The following is a 21334-nucleotide window of genomic DNA, read 5'->3' on the forward strand; positions in this document are numbered from 1 at the left end:
GATGAGCACGGAGACACCCTCACAGCCAGACACGCCGTCGGCCGACGAGCTCCGCACCCGGATCGATGATCTGGAGGCGGAGCTCGCGGATCTCCGGAGCGAAGTCGAAGACGGCCCGAAGAAGATGGTGATCATCGCGACGAAGGGGACACTCGACATGGCGTATCCGCCGCTCATCCTCGCGTCGACGGCGGCCGCCTTCGACTACGACGTCACCGTCTTCCACACGTTCTGGGGGCTCGAGATCCTCCACGAGGAACACGCCTCGAACCTGAAGCTGAGTTCGGTCGGTAACCCCAACATGCCGATGCCGAACGTGCTCGCAGCGTTGCCAGGGATGGACGAGATGACGACCCGGATGATGCGCAAGCGCATCGCCGACAACGACGTCGCCTCGATCGAAGAGCTCGTCCAACTGTCACTCGACAGCGGCGTCGAGCTACAGGCGTGTCAGATGACCATCGACCTCCTCGGCTACGACGAGGAGGACTTCTTCGACGGCGTCACTGTCGGCGTCGGCGCCGCCACCGCGTTCCAGGAGATGGCCGAGGCCGACATCCAGCTGCTCGTCTGAGCGGTATCGTAGTCTCGTTTCTTCGGAGCCGACGTATCGGAGCCGAGCGCACGCGGTTTCTCTCGTCGTCGTGAGACCAGCGCTGTTACCGTCGCGGACAGGAGTGTGATCGAACTGGATCCACCGGCGCATTGAATCCGCGTCCGTCTACGCTCGTCGCCGCGACGCCGAACGCGGACTCGACGGAAGTGGTCTGGCGGGGCGCGGGGGGACCAACCACGCCCGATCGGTGGTAGCAGGGAGCGAAGCCTAACCGTTTCGTTGTCGGAGGACAACTCCGTGCCCGATAGGTCAGATCACCGCCCTGATCACCTCGCGGACCGTTCGTCCCGTCCCGACCACGTCGCGGCGGTAGTGCATGTAAACGGCGCCAAGCGGTGGCTGGACGAGATACGCGAGCGCGATGGGGAGGACGGCCTCGGTCGGCGGAAAGCCGGGGGCGACGACGAGCGCCACCCCGATGGAGAGGTTGCGCATGCTGGTAGCGTACACCAGCGCGGTTGAGCGTTCGGCGTCGAGGAGTGCGCCACCCAGTCCCGCCCCGACGGCGAGGATGATGGCATAGAAGACGACGAGCGGAACGACGGTACTGGCGGAGCCGATCGGATCGGCCAGGATCGCCGTCGAGCGCATCGTCATCGCGATGAAGACGATGAGCATGACACCGAACGAACTCACCCCGCCAAAGGTGGGTTTCATGCGCTTGAACGACTCGGGACCGTACCGACGGAGCAGCAGTCGGCGAGTAAGCGTGCCGGCGACCATGGGCGTCACGATCACGACCGCGAGTTGTCGGTACAGGGCTGCCGGATCGACCCCGACGTTCCCCGGGACGAGCATCGAGAGGTACGCCGGGAGAATGAGGAGGGCGAGCAACAGGTTGGCCGCCATCGCGACGAGGGCGGATTCGAGGTCACCCTTGGCGAGCCCCGTCCAGGCGGCGGTCATGCCGGACGTCGGGATGAGGGCGACGAGATACAGGCCGATAGCGTACTCGATGGCACCGGCGAAAAAGAGCCGCGAGAGCCCGACTGCGAGCAGGGGCGCGACCAAGAAGTTGATCAGTAGGCTCAGCGACACCGGTTTCGCATGTCCGCGGACGTTGAGAATCTCCCGGAGGTCGATGTTGATCATCATCGGGTAGATCATCAAGAACAGGACGGGCACGACGGCGGCCTTCAGCAGATCCTTCGTCTCGGGGCCGGCGACCTGCCCGAACGCGAGTCCGGCGGCGAGCGAACCGATGACCACGTAGATCAGGTGCGCCTTGATCCCGGCGAGTACTCGCTGGATCATCGTCCCCCCGTGCGTCCACGGTGTGGCGTAGCGCGACCGGCGCGGGGCGTCGGGGCGCCGGGATCAATCGCCTCGGATAGTATTGTGTTTTTCATACACAATTATTGGGCAATCAGATCGTATAACCATATCTCTGTCGTGGGCCAACTCGCCACGGCGGTCGCCGTCAGCCGGGCTATCGATTCGACTCCGGAGAGTCAGTCTTAGGACGCGTCGAACGGAACAGTCCCGCCACGGGTCAGAACCCCGGACCGCGTCTCAGCGCGGTGTCGACGACTCGGGCGGAACCAGCAAGACGTTGTTGCGTCCGCGGGCGACGACCGATTCGGACGTGCTCCCGAGGAGGAGTCGACGGAGTCGGCTCTGGCCTCGCGACCCGAGTACCGTCACCGTTGCCCCAACTTCCGCCTCCATGGTGAGAATTTCGTCGACGACCCCGCCGCTCCGGACGGCCGTCGAGACGTCGATGCCCCTGGTCGTCTTGAGTTCGTCGGCGAGATCGGCCAACCGGTCGCGGGCCGTGGCTTCGGATTCCTCGGCCGCCCGTTGTTCGCGGCTCCGGACGTGCAAAAGAGTCACACGCTGCGTCGCACCGTGCAGTCGCGGGATGAAGCCGAAGGCCCGTCCAGCGTTCCCCGAGAAGTCCGTCGCGAAGAGAACGTCCTGAAACAGGTGCTCTTTCACCACCGAGTGCGTGGAGTCCTCCGCCGCGATGCGTTCGATCAGTAGCGGTCGCACGGCGGTCCGGGCGACGTTGCGTGCCGTGCTCCCGATCAGCCGGGCTTCGAGGGGGCTCTGGCCGCGAGAACCGATGACGATCATGTCTGCGTCGAGTCGCTCGGCGAACCCGTTGATGCGTCGGTGTGGCGTCCCGCGGGCGACGTGTGTCTCGACGGTGAAGCCCGCGGATTCGAACACCTCGCGTTGCGTCCGGAGGGCATCGTGCCGGTTCGAGGCGACGTCCATTCCGGGCAAACCGGTGGAGACGTTGTCCGGGACGACGGTCACGAGATGAACCTCCGTGACGCCGATGTTCTCCAGACAGTCGAGACACGTTCGTGATTGGATGGCGGCTTCGTTCGCGTCCGAGAGGTCCGTGGCAAACACGATGCGCATGGTTCTCAGTTCGCGCTGCCAATATTAGTATTGTACGAAAATTCCAATTTTCCGAAGCGGGCCTGCGCCGAGCGACCTCCGTCAAGTAGACCTCTGTCCCCGGATCGGCGTGGGTTGTCCCTCGACAACCGAGGAGGGAGGGTCGTCGGTGCCGTACGTAGTGGTGAACAGCGCACCGAACGGGCCGTTCAAGAGGAGACACAACATGGTCGATCCAGTTATCGCAAGCCGGGTACAGTTCGCCCTCACCACCATCGTCCACATCATCTTTCCCGTGATGAGCATGGGCCTCGCGCCCTTCCTCGTCTACTTCACGTGGAAAGAGGTTCGCGGTGGTGAGGCAGTCTACGAACAGCTCAGACGGTTCTGGACCAAAATATTCGCCGTCAGTTTCGTCGTCGGGACGGTGACGGGCATCGTCCTCGAGTTCGAGTTCGGCACCAACTTCGCCGCCTTCTCGACGTTCGCGGGAGAACTGTTCGGTGGCCCATTGGCGACCGAGGGGATGATGGCGTTCATGCTCGAAGCGACGTTTCTCGGCATCTTCGTCTTCGGACGCGAACGCGTCTCCGATCGGCTGTACTTCGTCTCCAGTCTCGCTGTAGCCGCGGGCACGTGGCTCTCGGCCGTTTGGATTCTCATCGCGAACTCGTGGATGCAGCTCCCGCGCGGGTACGAACTCGTCGAGCGCGGGGGGCAGACGGTTGTCCACCTCACCGACCCGCTCGCCGCGTATCTGAACCCGCGGTTCATGTTCATGTACGTCCACATGCAGAACGCCGCAGTCGAGTCGGTCGCGCTCTTCATGGCTGGGGTCGCGGCGTACCACATCTTCAAGCACTACGTCTGGGGATATTCGGTGCAAGAGGTGGATTTCTGGGAGAAGACGCTGAAGATTGCGATCGTCGCCCTCCTCATCACCGCGCCGCTGCAGGTACTACACGGCGACATGTACGCCCGGCACGTCCACGAGACGCAACCACAGAAGTTCGCCGCGATGGAGGCCGTCTGGGAGACCGACTCGTACGTGCCGGAGTACCTCATCGCCTTCCCCACGAGCCTTGATGATATCACGAACCCTCGCGCGAAGGAACTGTTTGGCCTCGGCATCCCAGGCGGGGCATCGTGGCTCGCCAGCGGGGGTGATCCACAGGCCACTATACGCGGGTTGAACTCCTTCGACACCGAAGCGCCTCCGGTCGCCATCGTCTTCTGGTCGTTCCGGGCGATGGTCGGCCTCGGCTTCTGGTTCATCCTGCTCGCGTTCTGGGGCGGATACCGGTGGTGGCGCGGCGAACTCCTCGAGGACGACCTGCTCCACAAAGCGCTGATGGGCTCCAGTCTCCTCGGTATCCTCGCCGCCGAACTCGGCTGGGTCGTCACCGAGGTGGGACGACAGCCGTGGGTTGTCCAGGGTGTGCTGAAGACGGCCGACGGCGTCTCCCCCGGGCTGACCGGGACCGAAGCGACGATCACGCTCGCGGGGTTCGTCATGGCGTACGCGAGCCTGCTCGCACTCTACAGCTACGTCGTCGCACGGATCATCCGGGCCGGCCCACCCAGCACCGAGGAACTACGGACGTTCGTGACCGAGGCTGACGAGCCGACTGCGGGGGCGCCCGGCGATGACTGACTACGGTGCCTTCGCCGCCGGTCCGCTGTTCGGACTTCCGCTCCCGGAGCTGTGGTTCGCGCTCGTGTTTGCTATCCTCGGGACCTTCCTCTTTCTGGACGGGTTCGACTTCGGCGCCGGCGCGCTCTTCGCCACCCGCGAGGACGACGAGGAGCGCGAGACGATCCTCGCGGCTATTGGGCCGTTCTGGGACGGCAACGAGGTGTGGCTCGTCGTCTTCGGCGGAGCACTCTTCGCCGCGTTCCCGGCAGTGTACGCCAACCTGTTCAGCCGGAACTACCTCCTGTTGTTCGGCGTGCTCGCCGCGCTCATCTTGCGAGGGCTGGCCCCCGAGATGTACGAACAGCGCCACGATACCGCGTGGCAGCGGTGGTGGGGTCGGTCGTTCGTCACCGGGAGCGTCCTCGCCCCCTTCCTTCTCGGTGTGTTCACCGCAAACTGGCTCACGGGATCCGGTGCGCTCTTGACCCCCGCGGGCGTCGCCGTCGGCTTGGCACTCGTTGCGCTCACCGTCGTCTCCGGGGCCGCCTTCCTGCGGGTAAAAACGACCGGATCGCTGCGAGAGGATGTCCGCCAAACGGGCGAGCGTGCCCTCGTCGCCTATCTCGGACTGGTTGTCGTGGCGCTTGGGTTGGTCGCCCTGTCGACGCCGCGGCTCGCGGCGGCCGTGACGACGCCGCCGGTGCTCGTGCTGGTCGCCACGTCGGTCGGCCTCGGCGCCGGCTACATGGCCGCGCTTCGGACCGGCCGTGACCTACTCGCCCTCGTCGCGAGCGGGCTGTTGACCTACGGACTCGTCGCCGTCGTCGCGCTGCTGCTCTACCCGCTCGTCGATCCCGGCTCGGGGCTGTCGATCTCCGAGGCAATCATCGCTCCCCTCGCGTTGAACATCATGTCGGTCGCCTCGGCGCTCCTGTTGCCGCTCGTCGTGACGTACTTCGTCGTCCTGTACAGCGCGTTCAGTGGGCCGGTACAGCCGACGGAGTCGTACTAACCGTGCCGACCGACGATGCGGACGCCGGGTCGGCTGCAGCGTCCACCGGATCACGCCCCGACACGCGACTCCTGTCGCGGATCGTCGTGGCGTGGGTCGAACTAACGCTCGTTGGCTTCGTCGGGGCCGCACTCGCGAGCGCGACGAGCGGCCCGCCACGCTTCGTCGTCTTCTTCGGGACGACGCTGCTGACCGTCGGCGTCCTGTTTTACAACCTGGATCGACACGTCACGGCGCGGCTGGCCGCGAGCGACGGGGGATAACGGGCGGTCACCGCAACGCGGCCGCCTCCTCTCGACCCGCGCGAACCGTTTGGCGGCGGTGTGTTGATCGACGATCCGGACCCGTGGCGTTCGACGGAGTGCAGGATTCCCCGATTGAGACCCGTCAGGGTCCGTTCTTCCCACGGCGATCGGTCGGTTGCCGTGTCTATAGTAGCGTTTGGAACTGTTCGCACACCTGATCGCAGGATGCCGTGCGATCAGGTGTGCGGTGACTTACAAAGGCTACTATAGCTCAAGACGGGCGGCTATCTTCGGAAGGACATTGTCCCGATCCGTGCCGCCGAGATCCGACTCCCAATCTCGGTCCCCGCGTCCCAGCCGTTGCACGGCACAGAGGGGTGCCGAATTCCTCCGATCTCCAGTCCACGTCCGAAACAATCGAGACGGCGTCCCACTGCAGGCCGAGTCTCGGACCAGTCGTGCTCCGGCTGCACGAGTGGCATTTTCAGAACGAGTTCGTCGGGAACTCGACTACCGGTGGTGTGGGCCAGCGACGACCGACAGGGGGCGTCGGATCGTGACAGACACGTCAGTCGCTCGTCGACGTGACGGCTTCCGGTTCGGCCTCGGTCCGAAGTTCACGGATGCTGCTGAGGACCACGGCACCGGCGACGAGGAGCGCCGCGCCGACGATGACGACCAAGCTGACCACGTTGAGCACGTCGATCCCGAGGAAGTTCCCGATCTGTCGGATCGCGACAGCGAGGGCACCGAGAAGGAGCATCACGCCGAAGTAGATCTTGATTCCGTCCTCGTCGACGAGGCTCGTCGCGGCGGCGCCCATGCGAGCGCCGAGGGCGCTCCCGGCGAGAAGTGGCGCCACGATGGAGAGATCGACCGCCCCGGACTGCGCGTAGAGGAACGACCCGATGCCGCCGGAGAAGACGATTTCGAAGAGGTCGGTGCCGACGGCGACGGGGACGGGGACGCCGATGGCGTAGAAGAGCGCGGGCATACGGATGAAGCCGCCACCCACGCCCAGGAAGCCGGAGAGCAGGCCAGTGAAGAAGGCGACGAGAAGCACCATCCACAACGAGACGGTGATACCGCCTCGCAGCGAGATCATCGGCGGGATGCGATACGACTGAATCCGCTTCGCGATGTCGGGAATGTCGTGGTCGTCACCGTCGGCGTCCTCGACATCGTGACTGAGGCCACCGTCCCCGTCACGGAGCGCCTCGCGAGTGACGAAGACGCCGATACCGCCCAGCAGGGCAACGTACGCGACGCTCACGACGCTGTCGGCGAGACCGATGTGCTGGAGATACTCCAGCCCGAGTTTCCCGACTTCGATGCCGAGGGTCGTGCCGACGATCATCGACACGCCGAGTTTGTAGTCGACCTGCCCCAGGTCGCGGTGTTTCAGGGTGGCGATGACGCTCGTCCCGAAGACGAAGGCCAGTCCGGACCCGACCGCGACGTTCGGTTCGTACCCCATCACCAGGAGGGCAGGGGTAACGAGGAAGGACCCGCCCATCCCGAAGAAGCCGAACAGGATGCCGATGAGGAGGCCGAAGCCGGCGAACATCCCGAGCAACGCGACGCTGATACCGAGTAGTTCCATCATTTCCCCCGGAGCATTCCGACCACGTACAGTCCTGTGAGTCGTTCGAGTGCCCCGTATCCCAGATAGAGGATCGCGGCCTCGACTAACACGAGACCGACGAGTACGGCGGCCTGTGCGTTCCCCGAGAGCGTCTCGATTCCGAACATCACCGATCACCTCGATTCGATGTGGCGTTCATCGTAGGTTCCTGCACACTCGCCAGTAGAGCGCTGGCGTAGATAATAGTTTTGGGAGTAATGGACAATACTATATTTTCCTAACGAACGAGTGGCGATAAGTAAGTTACTAATAAGTTATATTGCTCTCGGCCAGTTCGAAAGATATCTCCGGGTTTTATGCCCATTCACGGCTCAGAAACCGGTACTAAAGGAGAAAATCGATTCGCCTGTGACCGCACGCGCCCCCGAGAATATATAAAACCGGCCGAAAAGTTGTCTTGCGACAAACGCACACATAATACTGCTCGGCTACCTACACCGGACCATGTCCGAAACTGACGAGCGAGCGGATGTCACGGTCGATGCGGTCGGCTCGTCCTGCCCCGGTCCACTGATGGACCTCATCGGCAAGATGAAATCGGTCGAGTCGGGGACGGTCGTCGAACTCCTCAGTTCGAACGAGGGGACCGAGAAGGACCTCACCGAGTGGACCGAACAGTCGGGGCACGAACTGGTCGACATCGTCGATCACGGTGACCACCAGTCGTACTACGTCCGAAAACGATGACCGAACGCATCGTGATCGTCGGGGCGGGCACGGGTGGTATCGTCCTCGCAAACAACTTGGCTGAGGAACTCGCGACGGAGATCGACGCGGGGGACATCGAAGTACAACTCGTCAACGACGGCGAGGATCACGTCTACAAGCCGACATGGCTGTACGTCCCCTTCGGGGAGAAGACGCTCGCCGACGCGACCCGACCGCTCGTCGATCTCGTCGACGACCGGATCGATCTGACTATCGACCGAGTTGACGGAGTCGACACCGACGACAAGACCGTCTCGCTCGCGGGGGCAGGTGTCGACGAGTCGTACGACCACCTCGTGCTCGCGATGGGCGCACAGGTGACGCCCGAGGAGACCCCCGGACTGGCGGAGGGTGGACACCACTTCTACGGACCGGAGGGCGCCGCAGCGCTCCGCGACGAACTCGCCGAGTTCACCGAGGGGCATCTCGTCGTCTCCGTCGTCGGCGTCCCACATATGTGTCCGGTCGCGCCGCTCGAGTTCGCGCTGATGGCCGACGCTTGGTTCCGTGATCGTGGCCTGCGCGAGGACGTGGATATCACGTACACCTATCCGATCGGTCGCGCCCACGGCATCGAGTCGGTCGCCGAGTGGGCGGGACCACTCATGGACGACCGTGATGTCGAGGTGGAGACGTTCTTCAACGCCGAGCGGGTCGACCCCGATACGAAGACGATCCACACAGTCGAAGGACGGGAACTGGACTACGACCTGCTCGTCGCTATTCCGCCTCACGACGGGAGCGATCTGGTGCGGGAGGCGGGCCTCGGCGACGACGGGTGGGTCGACGTCGACCCGAACACGCTCGAAGCGCGCGGAGCCGACGACGTCTACGCGCTCGGCGACGTGGCGGATCTCCCGACGAGCAAGGCCGGGAGCGCCGCCCACTACGCGGCCGGGGCGCTTGCGGACCGGCTCGCGAGCATCGCCCGCGGCGAACGTCCGACCGCCGAGTACGACGGCAAGACCGTCTGTTTCATCGAGAGCGGGACGGACGAGGCGACGTATATCGCCTTCGACTACGAGGAGTCGCCCACGCCGAAACCCCCCTCGAAGCTCATCCACTGGTCGAAGCTCGGCTACAACCGCTCGTACTGGCTCACTGCCCGCGGGGTGTTGTGAGATGAGCGCGACCGACGAAGTGGGGGACGTTCCCCCGGAGGTGATCGACGCCATCGCCGAGAACCCCGAGGCGGTCGCGGCGGTGCTCGAACGATCGGGACAGCTCTCGTCCATGCTCGACGCGCTGGCGCTCGTCGAGGACGCCCTCGACGACCGGATGGTCGAGGATTTGACAGGGGACGCGACGACGCTCGGTCTGGCGGCCGCCGAACTTGCCGACGACGGCACCGTCGAACTGGGACGCGCCGTCGGCGCGAACGGTGCCGACCTCGCGGACGCCCTCGACCGGGTCGCAACCCTCCAGCGGACCGGGACGCTCGACCGTCTCTTCGAGGTGGCCGACACGCTCGCGCTCCTGACGGACGCGGCAGATGATGAAATGATCGAGTCGACGGTTGCCCGCGGCACTGCGCTGGGCGAAATCGCAACGACGGCGGCGGACGACGACGTGAAACGCGGGATCGAGCGTCTCCTCGACGGCGTCGGCGACGCCACCAACGAGGGAAGCGAGCCACTTGGACCGCTTGGCCTCGTCCGCGCGCTTCGCGACCCCGAGGTGCAAGCTGGCGTCGGCTTCCTCGTCGCTGTCGCGCGCGGAATCGGCACCGACGGGGCCGCCGACTCGTGAGCCGAGTACTCCGTGGCACGATGGTGAATCGCCTGCGACGACCGACGACCGACGACCGATCACGACCCCCTATTCGATCACTATGACAACGACAACCCGACCGAACGTGCTGATACTGGGCGGCGGGGCTGGTGGGACGATGACGGCGAACATGCTCCGACGGCGACTCGACGCGAACATCACCGTCGTCGATCGAGACGCGACCCACCGATACCAGCCGTCGTACTACCTCATCCCGTTCGGCTACATGGATCTGGCCGACAACAAGCGAGCGGAGCGGAGCTTGCTCCACGACGAGGTGCGGTTCGTGGAGGACACCGTGGAAGCCATCGATCCCGACGACCGAACGGTCACCGGGGAGGGTGGAACGTACGAGTACGACTACCTCGTCGTCAGCGTCGGCAACAGCCTCAGACCCGACCACGTCGATGGAATGGTCGAAGGCTGGGAACGAACCGACTCCGTGTTCCCTTTCTATCACGCCGCCGCAGCTGAGGCACTCGGGGACGCCGTTGACGACTTCGAGGGCGGAACCTTCCTCGTGACCGTCCCGGACACGCCGATCAAATGTGGCGGCGCGCCGCTGAAACTCGCCATGCTGATGGAGGAGTACCTCCGCGAGCGGGGCGTCCGCGAAGACGCCGAAGTGGTGATGACCAAGCCCGGCCCGCACGTGTTCGGGACCGGCCCGAAGGCACCGTATCAAGAACGGATCGAGGAGATCTGGGCCGAGCGCGACATCACGTTCGTCCCCAACTTCACTGTCGACTCGGTCGATTATGAGGCGGGTGTCGTCCACTCCGAAGAGGGCGACGAACTCGAATACGACCTCTACGCCCCCGTGCCGCCACAGCACGGCCACGAATTCCTCGTTGAGCGGTCGCCGCTCACGAACGGCGGGGAATACGTCGACGTCGACGATCACACGCTACAGCACCGGACGTTCGACGACGTGTTCGCCGTCGGCGACTGCGCGGACGTTCCAACGTCGCGAACCGCCTCGGCGGCCCGAAAACAGACCCACGTCGTCGCCGACAACATCGAGCGATCGATCGCTGGCCGCGACCTCGTCGCGGACTACGACGGGTACACCGCCTGTCCGATCCTCGTCGAGAAAGGGAAAGCGATGATCGCCGAGTTCGACTACGAGTCACCCATCTCGGCACCCGTCGTCAGCCGACTGAACTGGATTCTCGACATCAACGTCATCCCGTCACTGTACTGGAACGTCTGGATGCGCGGCTACGACCCAGTGCCATGAGGTGGCTACAATGAGTGAACATTCCTCTCTGACGGATGAGGCGGCGGACGCAGACGCAGAACTCGATCGCATCCGTGCGCGAGTCGCCGCGAACGCGGACGATCTCGTCGCGCTGCTGGATTTGCTCGCTGCGGTGCGAGGTCTGAGCACCGACCTCGTCCCCGAGGCACGGACGGCGGTCACGGAGAACCGCGAGCCACTTGCCGACCTCCGGACCTCGCTCGAACGCGAGGAGACGCTCGTTTTGCTCCAGCGGGTCGGCGACAATGCCGAGACACTCGCCGACTTACTCGACCTGCTCGACGTGACACGTGATCTCGCAGCGGACCTCGTTCCCGAGTTGCGGACGGTCGCCGTGGAGAACCGGAGCGAGATCGAACAGTTGCGCCTCGCGTTCGAACGCGAGGAAACGCTGACGCTGCTTCGTCGCCTCGGTCAGAACACGGAGACGTTTCTTGACCTGCTGACCCTCCTCGACGTGACCGGGAGCGTCCTTTCGGACTTCGTCCCGGCCGATGACGACGAACTCGCGCGCCTCGAGGCCGATCTCGAGCGTCTCGAAGCGGCGTTCGAGCGCGAACCGACCCTCCAAGCCATCGAAACGCTCGGCGAGAACATGGAGACGGTCGTTGGCCTCGGCTACCTCCTCGAGGGATTTGGCGACGCGACCGGCCGATCCCCACGCGAGTACTACGAACTGGGCGAACAACTCGGCCGCGCCGTCGATGTCGCGGAACGGGCGAGTGATCCCGCAGTACTCGATGTCGTCGACGCGGGCGCAGGAGCGATCGCGGACGGAGACATCGACCGCCGGGTCGGTCTTCGGGGGCTGATCGGCGCGTTTAGAAACGACGACGTGCAGCGCTCGCTCGGAATGCTCGTGGAGGCTGCAGAACGAATCGGTGCGACCCGTGCTCCCGACGACGAAGAGTGACGACGATTCGCAGTCGTCGTGCCACTGTGACCGATTTTACACGGAACCACCCGGTCCAGGTCCGTGCTCGTCCGGATGCTCGAACGAGAGGCCGATCGCGACGAGCAACAGCGCGGCCGGGACGAACGGAAGCGCCGAGATGGCAGTCACGATATCGTTGTGGACCAGGCCGTATGTGACGGCTGCGGTAGCCAGCGAAGCAGCCACCACGGCGGCGAGTCCGAGACGACGATCCACGTGGATCGACCGAAGTCGGGCAAGTAGTTCGGTGCCATTCATCACGAGTATCCGTAGCCGCCGTATCGACATACAGGTTCAGTTGCCACAGGACAACTGGCATCGATGTGTGTTCGATTGGCCGACTGTCGTCGTGGAAAAATGCGTTGAGTCCGTTCAGTCGGCGACGCGATCAGTCGCCGGCGAGCGACTCCTGACTGGCCGCGCAGTTGTTCGGGCCGAGTTCGAGTTCGAACGCCTCGTCGTCGTCGGCCGTCTGCTGGCCGAGGTTCGTGGCGATGATGTCCTCGTAGTTGCCGGGGCGAGGCGGCATGTCCGAGAGGATGAGTTCGACGAACGCCTCCTCGTCCATCGACAGCGCGTCCATCCGCTCTTTCAGATCACCGAGCGGTGCGGTGTACGTCCCGTCGGCAGCGGGTTCGGCAGCGTCGCTGAAGTGTGCGCCGGCGACGAGCGTCTCGTCAGGGAGAGTGAGCACCCGTTCCTGGAGCGACTCGTAGAGCATCCGAGCCGCGTCGGGCGCTCCCTCGTCACCCTCCTCGAGGTCCGGTCGGGCGACGCTCTCGATGAAGAGCCCGTCGCCGGTCGCGAGCAGGCTGTCGCCGACGAGGTACGAGGTCATGCCGGTCGTGTGCCCGGGCGTGTAGACTACCTCGATGTCAACCTCGCCCACAGAGAGCACGTCGCCGTCTTCGACCGTCTCGATGATGTCGGCGTACGTCACGCCACGGTCGACGGCAGCCGCCGGGATGACGCCGCGAACGCCCTCGTCGTCCAGTTCACGGACGCCGCTGACGTGGTCCGCGTGGATGTGCGTGTCGATGGCGTACTTCAGTGTCGCATCCAGCTCGGTTGCGTCATCGAGGTAGCGATCGGTGAAGGCCCGGAGCGGGTCGATCACCGCCGCCTCGCCGTCCGAGACGACGAGGTACGCGAGACAACCGGACGATGGCCGCTGGTACTGATACACCGTGCCGGGGCCGTCGTACTCCTCGATTTCCAGTCGCTCGTACAGCCGCGCCCACCCGTTCATGCCGTCCTGCAGGTGGACCACGTCTCGTCCCGCCTCCTGCAACAGGCCGGCGACGTACTCGCTGGCCCCACCCTTCGCACAGAGGACGACCAGCGGATTGCCCTCGGGCACGCGGTCCAGCAGATCGTCGTCGAGTTCGTCCAAGAACTCGTAGTACGGGATATTCTCGATGTCGACCGAGTCGCCGTCGATTCTCCACTCCTCGAAGTCACCCTCGACACGCGTGTCCAGAATGGTCACGTCCTCACCCGCGTCGATTCGGCTCTTGAGGTCCGCAGCCGACAGCTCGTCGATCGGTTCGTCGGGCGTCGGGAAGTCGTCTGGGTCCATCTTCGCCCCAATATTACTCAGCTAATGTATTAAATATTGCGCAATTTCCACAATATAGATAGGATGAAACAGCATCAACCGAGCACAGCGAGACACGGGATTTTCCCGCCAGTAGAATCGGATCGTAAACGGTTAGTTTGTCCCTCCACAACAGGCGAAGTAATGCGCGAATTTCTCTTTTCTCTGGTCTACTCCTCGGGCATTGACGCATATATGGATGCCTTCATCGAAAACGAGTCACTCCTCTCCGAAGCGGTCATCTCGTGTCTCGACAGCGATAAGTTCTGGCGAATAGAGCGGGTGACAGGTGAGCCCGAGGCACTCGACCGGCTTGACTCGCTGTTGCTTGACGAGATGCTCGACCGCGAGTCGATCAGCACTCGCGCGTGTCGGAGTACCCGACAGCACAGCCTGCTCGAAGCAGACAATCGCTCCCGAGTCGTCTACACACTCCTCTCGGACGTATCGTACTGTGATGCAGTCCCGTTCATCGCGGTTCAATACCTCACGGGGGGCACCGTCTTCGAAGTTGTTCGTGAACAGAGGGAAGCACGATGGCGAATTCTCATGCAGAACGACGAAAAAATCGGGATGGTATACGATACTCTCGGCGCACGACTCGCTGACGGAATCGAGTTCGAGTTTGGACACCTCGAGGATGCGACGGGATGGCAAAACGAACTCCTCTCGTCACGGCAGGTCCGGAGCGAACAACAGCAGGTTCTGGAACTGGCCGTCGACAGGGGATACTTTGAGACCCCCCGCGAGGTGACACTTGACGAACTCGCTGACGAACTTGACATACCTCGGTCGACGGTTTCGTACCGACTGCGCCGAGCGACTGCCGAACTGGCGAAGGGATACGTCGAGGAGGAATACTAAGTATGCATCCAGACGACACATCAGATAACAGCACGGATCTTCCGAAGGACGACCCGGAACGAGAACCGGAGACGACACATTCGAAAGAAGCCCTCGTCTCACCCCAGTGGGTCGCCGATCGACTCGATCAATTCCAAAGTGACGATACGGCCTTCCGACTCGTTGAGGTCGATGTCAACCGGGAGTTCTATCGAGACGGGCACGCTCCAGGTGCGTGTGAACTCGACTGGGAGACCGATCTTCAGAGCGAGACGTGGCGTGATATCCCGAGTCCGGACGAATTCGGGCAACTTATGCGCGATCACGGCATCGCAAATGACACCACTGTCGTCGTCTACGGCGACAACTCGAACTGGTTCGCGACACACCTGTACTGGCAGTTCACCATGTATGGCCACGACGATGTGCGGGTGATGGATGGTGGTCGCGAATACTGGATGGAGCAGGGGTTTCCGACGACTCAGGAGGTTCCATCCTTCCCGACAGCGGAGTACACCGTTCGTGAAGTAGACGAGTCACATCGTGCGTTTCGAAGCGACGTGTACGAGGCACTTGACTCCGAGACGATGCTTATCGATGTCAGGATGCCGGAAGAGTACCGCGGAGAGCTAACAGCTCCACCTGGCATCGATGAGACGGCACAGCGCGCCGGCCACATCCCGGGCGCCATCAACGTTCTCTGGGCGGACAACGTCGATTCAAACGGTCGATTCAAGCCGCCACAACGACTTCGGGAACTGTATGCATCCCACGGTGTGACGCCCGATGACGACGTTATTGCGTACTGTCGGATCGGCGAACGATCATCGATTACGTGGTTTGCCCTTCACGAACTGCTCGGGTATGAGTCGGTGCGGAACTACGACGGATCGTGGACCGAATGGGGGAATTTGATTCGGGCCCCAATCGCCTCCGGGAAGGAAGAATGACTATCCTTGATCACGGTTTGTCGTGCGACAATTTATGATATACGTGGGTTCGAGACGAGTTCTCTCCCATGGCAACCTCGCAGGTAGCACTAACACTCGTCATGGGTGTGTTCCTCTTGATCATCGCCGTGTGGCTTGCCCGAGTCGAGAACTGGCGAACGTACACATCCTCGGGCACCGGTAGCACTGGTACCGTTCAAGAGCACCACCGCGAAAAGCCATCAGGAATCATCCGCTGGCTGACTACCGTCGATCACAAGGACATCGGGATTCTCTACGGTGTGTACTCGATCATTATTTTCGGACTCGCGGGCTTCAGCGTGCTAATCATGCGAATCGAGTTACTGGCCCCCGAGCAAAACATCATTTCGCCCTCACTGTACAATGCACTAATGACGAGCCACGGAATCTCGATGCTCATCCTGTTCGGGACGCCGATCCTGGCGGCCTTCTCGAATTATTTCATTCCACTGCTCCTCGGGGCCGACGACATGGCATTCCCGAGAGTCAACGCCATCGCGTTCTGGTTGCTTCCACCATCTGCTTTGTTAGTGTACGCCGGCTTTCTGGTTCCGACGTTCCCGGCCGCACAAACCTCTTGGACCATGTACACCCCGTTGTCGATCCAACAGCCGAGTCCGGCTGTCGATCTCATGCTTCTCGGACTCCACCTCTCCGGAATTAGCGTGACGATGGGGGCGATCAATTTCATCGCGACGATCTTCACCGAACGTGCCGAGAAGGTGACGTGGGCAAACTTGGATATCTTTTCGTGGACCGTCCTCACTCAATCCGGGCTCATCCTCTTTGCATTCCCGTTGCTCGGAAGTGCGCTCGTTATGTTACTCCTCGACCGCAACCTCGGGACGACGTATTTCGTCGTCGATGGGGGCGGACCGCTTCTCTGGCAACATCTCTTCTGGTTCTGGGGGCACCCGGAAGTCTATATTCTCATCCTGCCGGCAATGGGGTTCGTGAGCCTGATCCTTCCGCGATTCGCAGGACGACGGCTCTTCGGCTTCAAATTCGTCGTGTACTCGACCCTCGCGATCGGTGTCCTCTCCTTTGGCGTCTGGGCGCATCACATGTTCTCGACGGGAATGGATCCACGATTGCGCGCCTCGTTCATGGCCGTCTCACTCGCGATTGCAGTCCCCACGGCGGTAAAGACGTTCAATTGGATGACGACACTCTGGAACGGACAACTGCGACTCGCGGCCCCGATGCTGTTCTGCATCGGCTTCATCGCTAATCTCATTATTGGCGGGGTAACGGGCGTGTTCCTCGCGTCGATCCCGGTTGACCTCCTCCTCCACGACACCTACTACGTCGTCGGTCACTTCCACTACTTCCTCATGGGTGGGACCGTGTTCGCGGTCTACAGTGCGATTTACTACTGGTTCCCACTCGTCTCGGGACGCATGTACCAGCGGACACTCGCGAGGTGGCACTTCTGGTTGAGTATGGTTGGAGTCAACGTGACGTTTTTCGCGATGATCATACTCGGATACGGCGGGATGCCACGCCGGTACGCGACGTACCTTCCGCAGTTCACGTCACTTCATCAGATCGCCACGCTTGGGGCTGTTATCATCACGATCGGACAACTGGTGTGGTTGTATAATATGGTCACCTCGTGGATGGAAGGGCCAAAAGCCGATCCGGACCCGTGGGACCTCGATGGAACGAGGCTCAAAACGGCGGAGTGGGAGTGGTTCGAGCGGAAACGTGAACTAGCAATAGCCGACGGTGGGGAGACATCCGACCGAGACGAATAAGCGACAAATTACGTGTTTCAGTCCGGAGAGTCGGTATAGCTGGAATTTTTCGATTACTCGTTATCCTTCAACGGGCGAAGTGACGTCACCACGTTCGTACTTATCCTCGAATTGTTGGATGAGCTGTCCCATTTTAGCATACCAATCGTTCAGCAGTCGCTGCATGTCGTCGGCGACCACCGAGGGAGCGGTCGGCAAATAGACGTGATAGTATCCTCCGTTGTCGTAGTTGACCTGTTCTTTCTGAACGAATCCTGCGTTGCGAAGCCGCTGAATCGAACGATACGCCGTCGAACGCTCCCGATCGACGGCCTCTGCAACTTCGTCGACGGTGAGCGGTTCCTCAGCATTAACGAGGATCTGAAAGCACTGCTTGTCGAGATCTTTGAGTCCATGGAAGCATTCGAGAAGACCCTCACACTCCATGTCTTGGCGGAGTTGTTCGGACATCGAATCTGGCATTCTTACTTCCCAGTAAGGGCCGCACTGTTAAAACAATTGTGCGGAGTATTCACAATTCTAACGAGTTGGTCGGAGACATCGGGACTGTAGACGGCTACTGACGGAGTCTACCGGAGAGCTCAAAAAGCGGCCGGAGCTATTGGTAACTGTGGCGTTTCATACTGGCCGACGAGTTCCCTACGAGAGATCCGGACCGATTGGTGGCCATACCGAGACGGCGCCGAGCGAATACTGACTGGAAGTCAGTCCTCGCTGTATTCCTTTTCGAAACCTCTGAATTCGGTCCGGTGAGCCTCCTCATCGGCGAGAATCTCCACAGCAAGATCCTCGGTTACGGGATCATCGGCGTCCCGCGCTAAGTCAACCAGTCGGCGATACGTTTTGATCGCATCTTCCTCAGCATCAAGGACGCCCCGAATGACTGCAAGGACATCGGTTGAATCTTCGGGTGGCTGAAGACTTTCTTGTTTCGCAGTAAATGACGCGGAACCGGGGGGCCGGGCGTCTAGTTGCTTGAGTCGCTGACCCAATAATTCTGCGTGGCCGAGTTCTTCTTGAATATCCTCTTCGAGACTTTCTTTGATTTCTTGAGCTCGAACGCCCTCAAGAACGATCGAGTTGGTTCGATAGTTCATCACTGTCTCCAGTTCCTCCATGTATGCACTCTGAAGTACCTCAACGACTTCCTGATTGTCTGCTGTCATCGTATAACACTCGACGCGTAGACGCTTCAATACACAGTTGGTGTGCGACAATCAAAGCCACGGAGCGATCGCTCTGATGGATTCGTTTTCCTCGAGGGAAGCGTGTTCTTATAATGCCCTGCGCAAGATTCCGTCGATAAGCGTGTCTGAGTGATGTCCGATCTTGTGTTGACCCGCGGATGAAGTTGCGAGTACCTTTGTTAGCAACAAGTCCAACCACGCACTCAAAAATCCGTCCAACCGGTCGGTACAGAGAGCCGGTTCATCATCTGTAGGAAACCTTCACCAACACGTTCTAATCACCGAGAGAAGAACTCCCAGATATGCCCTCCCGAGATGCTCCTTCCACACAAAAGCAATCACTCGTAACTGCACTTCAAGGGGCTTAGTCCAGACGTTCGTTCTCGATACACTTGGCCGACTCTTCGGATAGTCGACGCACCTGCGGAACGCGACATCGCCGTCTCCGGGGGCTCGGCCTGTCACTCGGGCGACCCGTCGCCATCACGGGTCCTCATCGAGATGGGCGTCGACCCAGACCAGGCAATGGGAGCTGTCCGCTTCTCGATGGGCCGAGAGACGACCGACGAAGACGTTGCGTACGTCACCGAAAAGCTACAAGAAGTGCTTCACGAAGTTCCTGCATGAGCAACGTCGAGAGCTTCGTGCGGTTCTGCGAGAGCGAGTTCGGCTCGGCGGTGATGGACTGTGAGGCCGCATACATCAAGCAACACGTAGCTCCCGATGATCGGATCCTCAACGTCGGCTGTGGTATCGGTTCGCTCGAAGAGCGATTCACCGACTACGATATCGTCGGTATCGACATATCAGAGGCGATGGTACGGACGGCGCGACAGCGTACTTCTACACCGTTTCTGGTCGACGATGCGCGGACACTCCCGGTGCGAACTGACGCAGTAGACGCCGTCGTCTTCGTGGCAACACTGGAGTTCATTTCGGAGATCGAGGCTGTCCTCAAGGAAGCAACTCGCGTGCTCCGATCGGGCGGCAGGATCGTCGCGCTGATACTAAATACGCGATCCGAGTACGTCCAGTCGAATCTTAGGCGAGACGGGTCGTACTTCCAGCAGATGGTTCATCGCGACTCCGAGGCGCTGGCCGACAGAGTGCTGAACACCGTCGACGGAACGCAGGAGTACTTCCTGGGCATCGCCGACGAAACCGTCGTCGAGAGCAGTGATCCAACCACCGCTGCGGTTACTGCGGTTGTGGGGACTCCTATCGGAGATTCAAAATGACCTTGGCGACAGCGTTCCACGGAGAATCTAATGGCTGATTCTGACGAGCGATCTGACTCGCCGCTTTTCGAGGCGAAGCGGTACGATGAACCATCGGTCTTTACGCCGGAATCCCTGGTCCGAGAAGCGCGTCGCCAGAAAGACCTCCCCGAGCAGTCCGTTCCCGATATTTGTGTCCTCGGTCCTCGATGGACGAGTACCTCCGGATCGTCGAGGACGCCGACAAAGTTTTGACGTTCAGTTGATCCAGTTCGGATAGAGAGGTGTTCCCTCTCAGTCCTCAGGTATTGCTCCCGTAGGAGGCTCCGTCGCAGGCGCTGGTGGTTCGTGCGTCCCGAAGTCAGGATGGGTCTCTTCCATCCAGACGTACACGACAGCACCGGAGAGGAACATCAGGATGGCGGTCATGTAGAACGCGGCTTCGGGATTTACAAACTCCATCGAGAGGCCGATCAAGATGGCGCCAACACCGTATCCGGAGTCGCGCCACATCCGGTAGACACCCATCCCGGCCGACCGCCACGTCGGGTGGGCGGCATCGCCGGGAACAGTCATCAGATTCGGGTAGAGCAACGCCATCCCGAGGCCGGAGACGGCTGCAAGCACAGCCCACAGGAGGTATCCCTCGACGAACACCATCCCGAGGACACCGGCCCCAGCGAGGAACATCCCCGCGATCACGGGCGGTCGACGACCGATGCGGTCCGCGAGCCCGCCTGTCGCGATCTGGGAGAAGTACATTGCGCTGTGGACGCCGACGACGACACCAACTGCCGCGATCCCCAGTCCCTGACTGGTCAGATAGAGCGGCACCGCGATCCAGAACAGCGTGTCGACGAAGTTCTCGATGTGGCCGGCCTGTGCCGCGGCGAACAGCGTCTTGTCACCGTAGGTGGCTCGCTTCAGCACTTCGTTGAATGGGAGGTTGGCGTCGTGGTGGTCATCGTCACCCTCGGCCTGCGCGTACTGGACGGTCTCTTTGATTAGGAAGATCGAGATGAGGAACGCTAGCACGACGACGGCGGCGAGGAAATAGAATGGCTCGGGCCGGAGACTCGTCTGGGCCGCGATGACGCCCGTGATCCAGGCACCGGCGGCGACGCCGGTGTAGCCAAACGCCTCGTCGATACCAACTGCGAGCCCGCGCTGATCGGGGCCCGCGAGGTCGACCTTTGCGTTGATCGCCATACTCCAGGTGAGTGCCTGATTGATACCGAGAAGGATGTTTCCGGCCGTGATCCACCCCCAGGTGGGCGCGAAGATGAGTATTACTGGCAGCGGCAGCGCGGTAGCCCACCCGAGGATGAGCACTGGTTTGCGGCCGTACTCTTCGCCCCACTTCCCGGCGTAGAGGTTGAGCAGCGCCTTGACGAACCCGAACGAGACGACGAACGAACCGATCACCAAGAACGACGTGACACCGAGGAGTTCCTCGCCTAACACCGGCACAACGGCACGTTCGGAACCGATGGTTAGCCCGGTCGCGAACACCAGCAGGACGTGCAGCGAGAACTGTCCGAGGTGTTCACGGATACCCTGTCGGAGATCGGTTGCTGTACTCATGG

The 21334-nt window shown here is 61.8% G+C and carries 22 protein-coding genes; 13 read left to right on the forward strand and 9 right to left on the reverse strand.

Translation table 11 applies throughout. The annotated features are described in order from the left end of the window. Position 1 precedes the first annotated feature (1 nt). The gene (locus NO364_RS03970) at positions 2 to 574 is read left to right on the forward strand and encodes a DsrE/DsrF/DrsH-like family protein (protein ID WP_251328396.1); all 573 of its coding nucleotides are present in this window, start codon (positions 2 to 4) and stop codon (positions 572 to 574) included. 291 nt (positions 575 to 865) lie between these two features. Here the strand turns inward: NO364_RS03970 and NO364_RS03975 are convergent, their stop codons facing one another. Both NO364_RS03975 and NO364_RS03980 read right to left on the reverse strand, forming a co-directional pair. Further along, positions 866 to 1870, reverse strand: a complete 1005-nt coding sequence (locus tag NO364_RS03975; RefSeq protein ID WP_251328395.1) for an arsenic resistance protein — start codon at positions 1868 to 1870, stop codon at positions 866 to 868. Between the two features lie 258 nt (positions 1871 to 2128). Then, on the reverse strand, positions 2129 to 2986 hold the full coding sequence (locus NO364_RS03980) for a universal stress protein (protein WP_257628585.1): 858 nt from the start codon (positions 2984 to 2986) through the stop codon (positions 2129 to 2131). A gap of 205 nt (positions 2987 to 3191) precedes the next feature. Between NO364_RS03980 and NO364_RS03985 the strand changes: the two genes are divergently transcribed. Genes NO364_RS03985 through NO364_RS03995 form a run of 3 tightly spaced genes read left to right on the forward strand, consistent with a single transcriptional unit; the run spans position 3192 to position 5876 of the window. Further along, on the forward strand, positions 3192 to 4619 hold the full coding sequence (locus tag NO364_RS03985) for a cytochrome ubiquinol oxidase subunit I (RefSeq protein ID WP_257628586.1): 1428 nt from the start codon (positions 3192 to 3194) through the stop codon (positions 4617 to 4619). Then, positions 4612 to 5613: a cytochrome d ubiquinol oxidase subunit II gene (gene cydB / locus NO364_RS03990; protein WP_251328392.1), complete on the forward strand. Its 1002-nt coding sequence runs from the start codon at positions 4612 to 4614 to the stop codon at positions 5611 to 5613. Before NO364_RS03985 ends, cydB begins: the two co-directional genes overlap by 8 nt. Before the next feature lie 2 nt (positions 5614 to 5615). After that, the gene (locus NO364_RS03995) at positions 5616 to 5876 is read left to right on the forward strand and encodes a hypothetical protein (RefSeq protein ID WP_251328391.1); all 261 of its coding nucleotides are present in this window, start codon (positions 5616 to 5618) and stop codon (positions 5874 to 5876) included. A gap of 550 nt (positions 5877 to 6426) precedes the next feature. Here NO364_RS03995 and NO364_RS04000 read toward each other — a convergent pair. Both NO364_RS04000 and NO364_RS04005 read right to left on the reverse strand, forming a co-directional pair. Continuing rightward, positions 6427 to 7464 (reverse strand): sulfite exporter TauE/SafE family protein, encoded by a 1038-nt coding sequence (locus NO364_RS04000; protein ID WP_251328390.1) that lies wholly within the window; start codon positions 7462 to 7464, stop codon positions 6427 to 6429. After that, positions 7461 to 7610 (reverse strand): DUF7512 family protein, encoded by a 150-nt coding sequence (locus NO364_RS04005; protein ID WP_251328389.1) that lies wholly within the window; start codon positions 7608 to 7610, stop codon positions 7461 to 7463. Before NO364_RS04005 ends, NO364_RS04000 begins: the two co-directional genes overlap by 4 nt. Positions 7611 to 7947: 337 nt before the next feature. Here NO364_RS04005 and NO364_RS04010 point away from each other — a divergent pair, with 337 nt between their 5' ends. The 5 genes from NO364_RS04010 to NO364_RS04030 all read left to right on the forward strand — a co-directional run bounded on the left by NO364_RS04010 (position 7948) and on the right by NO364_RS04030 (position 12155). Then, entirely contained in the window at positions 7948 to 8190 is a 243-nt protein-coding gene (locus NO364_RS04010; protein ID WP_251328388.1) for a sulfurtransferase TusA family protein, read from the forward strand. Further along, on the forward strand, positions 8187 to 9332 hold the full coding sequence (locus tag NO364_RS04015; RefSeq protein ID WP_257628587.1) for an NAD(P)/FAD-dependent oxidoreductase: 1146 nt from the start codon (positions 8187 to 8189) through the stop codon (positions 9330 to 9332). Before NO364_RS04010 ends, NO364_RS04015 begins: the two co-directional genes overlap by 4 nt. A 1-nt stretch (position 9333) precedes the next feature. Beyond that, a complete protein-coding gene (locus NO364_RS04020) occupies positions 9334 to 9960 on the forward strand; it encodes a helical membrane plugin domain-containing protein (protein WP_257628588.1) in 627 nt (208 codons plus the stop codon). 82 nt (positions 9961 to 10042) lie between these two features. Next, on the forward strand, positions 10043 to 11221 hold the full coding sequence (locus NO364_RS04025) for an NAD(P)/FAD-dependent oxidoreductase (protein ID WP_257628589.1): 1179 nt from the start codon (positions 10043 to 10045) through the stop codon (positions 11219 to 11221). Positions 11222 to 11231: 10 nt separating this feature from the next. Then, positions 11232 to 12155 (forward strand): DUF1641 domain-containing protein, encoded by a 924-nt coding sequence (locus NO364_RS04030; protein WP_251328384.1) that lies wholly within the window; start codon positions 11232 to 11234, stop codon positions 12153 to 12155. A 36-nt stretch (positions 12156 to 12191) separates the two neighbouring features. On the opposite strand, the gene NO364_RS04035 is transcribed toward NO364_RS04030, so the two are convergent. After that, positions 12192 to 12434, reverse strand: coding sequence for a hypothetical protein (locus tag NO364_RS04035; RefSeq protein ID WP_257628590.1), 243 nt, complete (start codon positions 12432 to 12434; stop codon positions 12192 to 12194). Between the two features lie 130 nt (positions 12435 to 12564). Then, positions 12565 to 13755, reverse strand: coding sequence for an MBL fold metallo-hydrolase (locus tag NO364_RS04040; protein WP_251328382.1), 1191 nt, complete (start codon positions 13753 to 13755; stop codon positions 12565 to 12567). 162 nt (positions 13756 to 13917) lie between these two features. On the opposite strand from NO364_RS04040, the gene NO364_RS04045 reads away from it, so the two are divergent. The 3 genes from NO364_RS04045 to ctaD all read left to right on the forward strand — a co-directional run bounded on the left by NO364_RS04045 (position 13918) and on the right by ctaD (position 17344). Further along, positions 13918 to 14637, forward strand: a complete 720-nt coding sequence (locus NO364_RS04045; RefSeq protein ID WP_257628591.1) for a helix-turn-helix domain-containing protein — start codon at positions 13918 to 13920, stop codon at positions 14635 to 14637. Between the two features lie 2 nt (positions 14638 to 14639). Next, entirely contained in the window at positions 14640 to 15566 is a 927-nt protein-coding gene (locus NO364_RS04050; RefSeq protein ID WP_257628592.1) for a sulfurtransferase, read from the forward strand. A 101-nt stretch (positions 15567 to 15667) separates the two neighbouring features. After that, the gene (ctaD, locus tag NO364_RS04055) at positions 15668 to 17344 is read left to right on the forward strand and encodes a cytochrome c oxidase subunit I (protein WP_257629140.1); all 1677 of its coding nucleotides are present in this window, start codon (positions 15668 to 15670) and stop codon (positions 17342 to 17344) included. A gap of 60 nt (positions 17345 to 17404) precedes the next feature. Here the strand turns inward: ctaD and NO364_RS04060 are convergent, their stop codons facing one another. After that, positions 17405 to 17806 (reverse strand): helix-turn-helix domain-containing protein, encoded by a 402-nt coding sequence (locus NO364_RS04060; RefSeq protein ID WP_257628593.1) that lies wholly within the window; start codon positions 17804 to 17806, stop codon positions 17405 to 17407. Positions 17807 to 18048: 242 nt separating this feature from the next. Then, positions 18049 to 18510 (reverse strand): ferritin-like domain-containing protein, encoded by a 462-nt coding sequence (locus tag NO364_RS04065; RefSeq protein WP_257628594.1) that lies wholly within the window; start codon positions 18508 to 18510, stop codon positions 18049 to 18051. Positions 18511 to 19154: 644 nt separating this feature from the next. Between NO364_RS04065 and NO364_RS04070 the strand changes: the two genes are divergently transcribed. Next, positions 19155 to 19769, forward strand: coding sequence for a class I SAM-dependent methyltransferase (locus NO364_RS04070; RefSeq protein WP_257628595.1), 615 nt, complete (start codon positions 19155 to 19157; stop codon positions 19767 to 19769). Positions 19770 to 20042: 273 nt separating this feature from the next. Here the strand turns inward: NO364_RS04070 and NO364_RS04075 are convergent, their stop codons facing one another. Next, positions 20043 to 21332, reverse strand: coding sequence for an MFS transporter (locus NO364_RS04075; protein WP_257628596.1), 1290 nt, complete (start codon positions 21330 to 21332; stop codon positions 20043 to 20045). Positions 21333 to 21334: the final 2 nt, after the last annotated feature.

The sequence above is a fragment of the Haloplanus salinarum genome, from assembly GCF_024498175.1.
Classification (GTDB): Archaea; Halobacteriota; Halobacteria; order Halobacteriales; family Haloferacaceae; genus Haloplanus; species Haloplanus salinarum.

Excerpts from the sequence above, each read along its gene's own strand:
- ctaD (WP_257629140.1), top strand. The coding sequence starts at position 15,668 with ATGGGTGTGTTCCTCTTGATCATCGCCGTGTGGCTTGCCCGAGTCGAG.
- NO364_RS04010 (WP_251328388.1), top strand. The coding sequence starts at position 7,948 with ATGTCCGAAACTGACGAGCGAGCGGATGTCACGGTCGATGCGGTCGGC.
- NO364_RS04045 (WP_257628591.1), top strand. The coding sequence starts at position 13,918 with ATGCGCGAATTTCTCTTTTCTCTGGTCTACTCCTCGGGCATTGACGCA.
- NO364_RS04050 (WP_257628592.1), top strand. The coding sequence starts at position 14,640 with ATGCATCCAGACGACACATCAGATAACAGCACGGATCTTCCGAAGGAC.
- NO364_RS04065 (WP_257628594.1), bottom strand. The coding sequence starts at position 18,510 with ATGACAGCAGACAATCAGGAAGTCGTTGAGGTACTTCAGAGTGCATAC.
- NO364_RS04035 (WP_257628590.1), bottom strand. The coding sequence starts at position 12,434 with ATGAATGGCACCGAACTACTTGCCCGACTTCGGTCGATCCACGTGGAT.
- NO364_RS04025 (WP_257628589.1), top strand. The coding sequence starts at position 10,043 with ATGACAACGACAACCCGACCGAACGTGCTGATACTGGGCGGCGGGGCT.
- NO364_RS04015 (WP_257628587.1), top strand. The coding sequence starts at position 8,187 with ATGACCGAACGCATCGTGATCGTCGGGGCGGGCACGGGTGGTATCGTC.
- NO364_RS04020 (WP_257628588.1), top strand. The coding sequence starts at position 9,334 with ATGAGCGCGACCGACGAAGTGGGGGACGTTCCCCCGGAGGTGATCGAC.
- NO364_RS04060 (WP_257628593.1), bottom strand. The coding sequence starts at position 17,806 with ATGCCAGATTCGATGTCCGAACAACTCCGCCAAGACATGGAGTGTGAG.
- NO364_RS04040 (WP_251328382.1), bottom strand. The coding sequence starts at position 13,755 with ATGGACCCAGACGACTTCCCGACGCCCGACGAACCGATCGACGAGCTG.
- cydB (WP_251328392.1), top strand. The coding sequence starts at position 4,612 with ATGACTGACTACGGTGCCTTCGCCGCCGGTCCGCTGTTCGGACTTCCG.
- NO364_RS03970 (WP_251328396.1), top strand. The coding sequence starts at position 2 with ATGAGCACGGAGACACCCTCACAGCCAGACACGCCGTCGGCCGACGAG.
- NO364_RS03975 (WP_251328395.1), bottom strand. The coding sequence starts at position 1,870 with ATGATCCAGCGAGTACTCGCCGGGATCAAGGCGCACCTGATCTACGTG.
- NO364_RS04030 (WP_251328384.1), top strand. The coding sequence starts at position 11,232 with ATGAGTGAACATTCCTCTCTGACGGATGAGGCGGCGGACGCAGACGCA.
- NO364_RS04000 (WP_251328390.1), bottom strand. The coding sequence starts at position 7,464 with ATGATGGAACTACTCGGTATCAGCGTCGCGTTGCTCGGGATGTTCGCC.
- NO364_RS04075 (WP_257628596.1), bottom strand. The coding sequence starts at position 21,332 with ATGAGTACAGCAACCGATCTCCGACAGGGTATCCGTGAACACCTCGGA.
- NO364_RS03985 (WP_257628586.1), top strand. The coding sequence starts at position 3,192 with ATGGTCGATCCAGTTATCGCAAGCCGGGTACAGTTCGCCCTCACCACC.
- NO364_RS03980 (WP_257628585.1), bottom strand. The coding sequence starts at position 2,986 with ATGCGCATCGTGTTTGCCACGGACCTCTCGGACGCGAACGAAGCCGCC.
- NO364_RS04005 (WP_251328389.1), bottom strand. The coding sequence starts at position 7,610 with ATGTTCGGAATCGAGACGCTCTCGGGGAACGCACAGGCCGCCGTACTC.
- NO364_RS04070 (WP_257628595.1), top strand. The coding sequence starts at position 19,155 with ATGAGCAACGTCGAGAGCTTCGTGCGGTTCTGCGAGAGCGAGTTCGGC.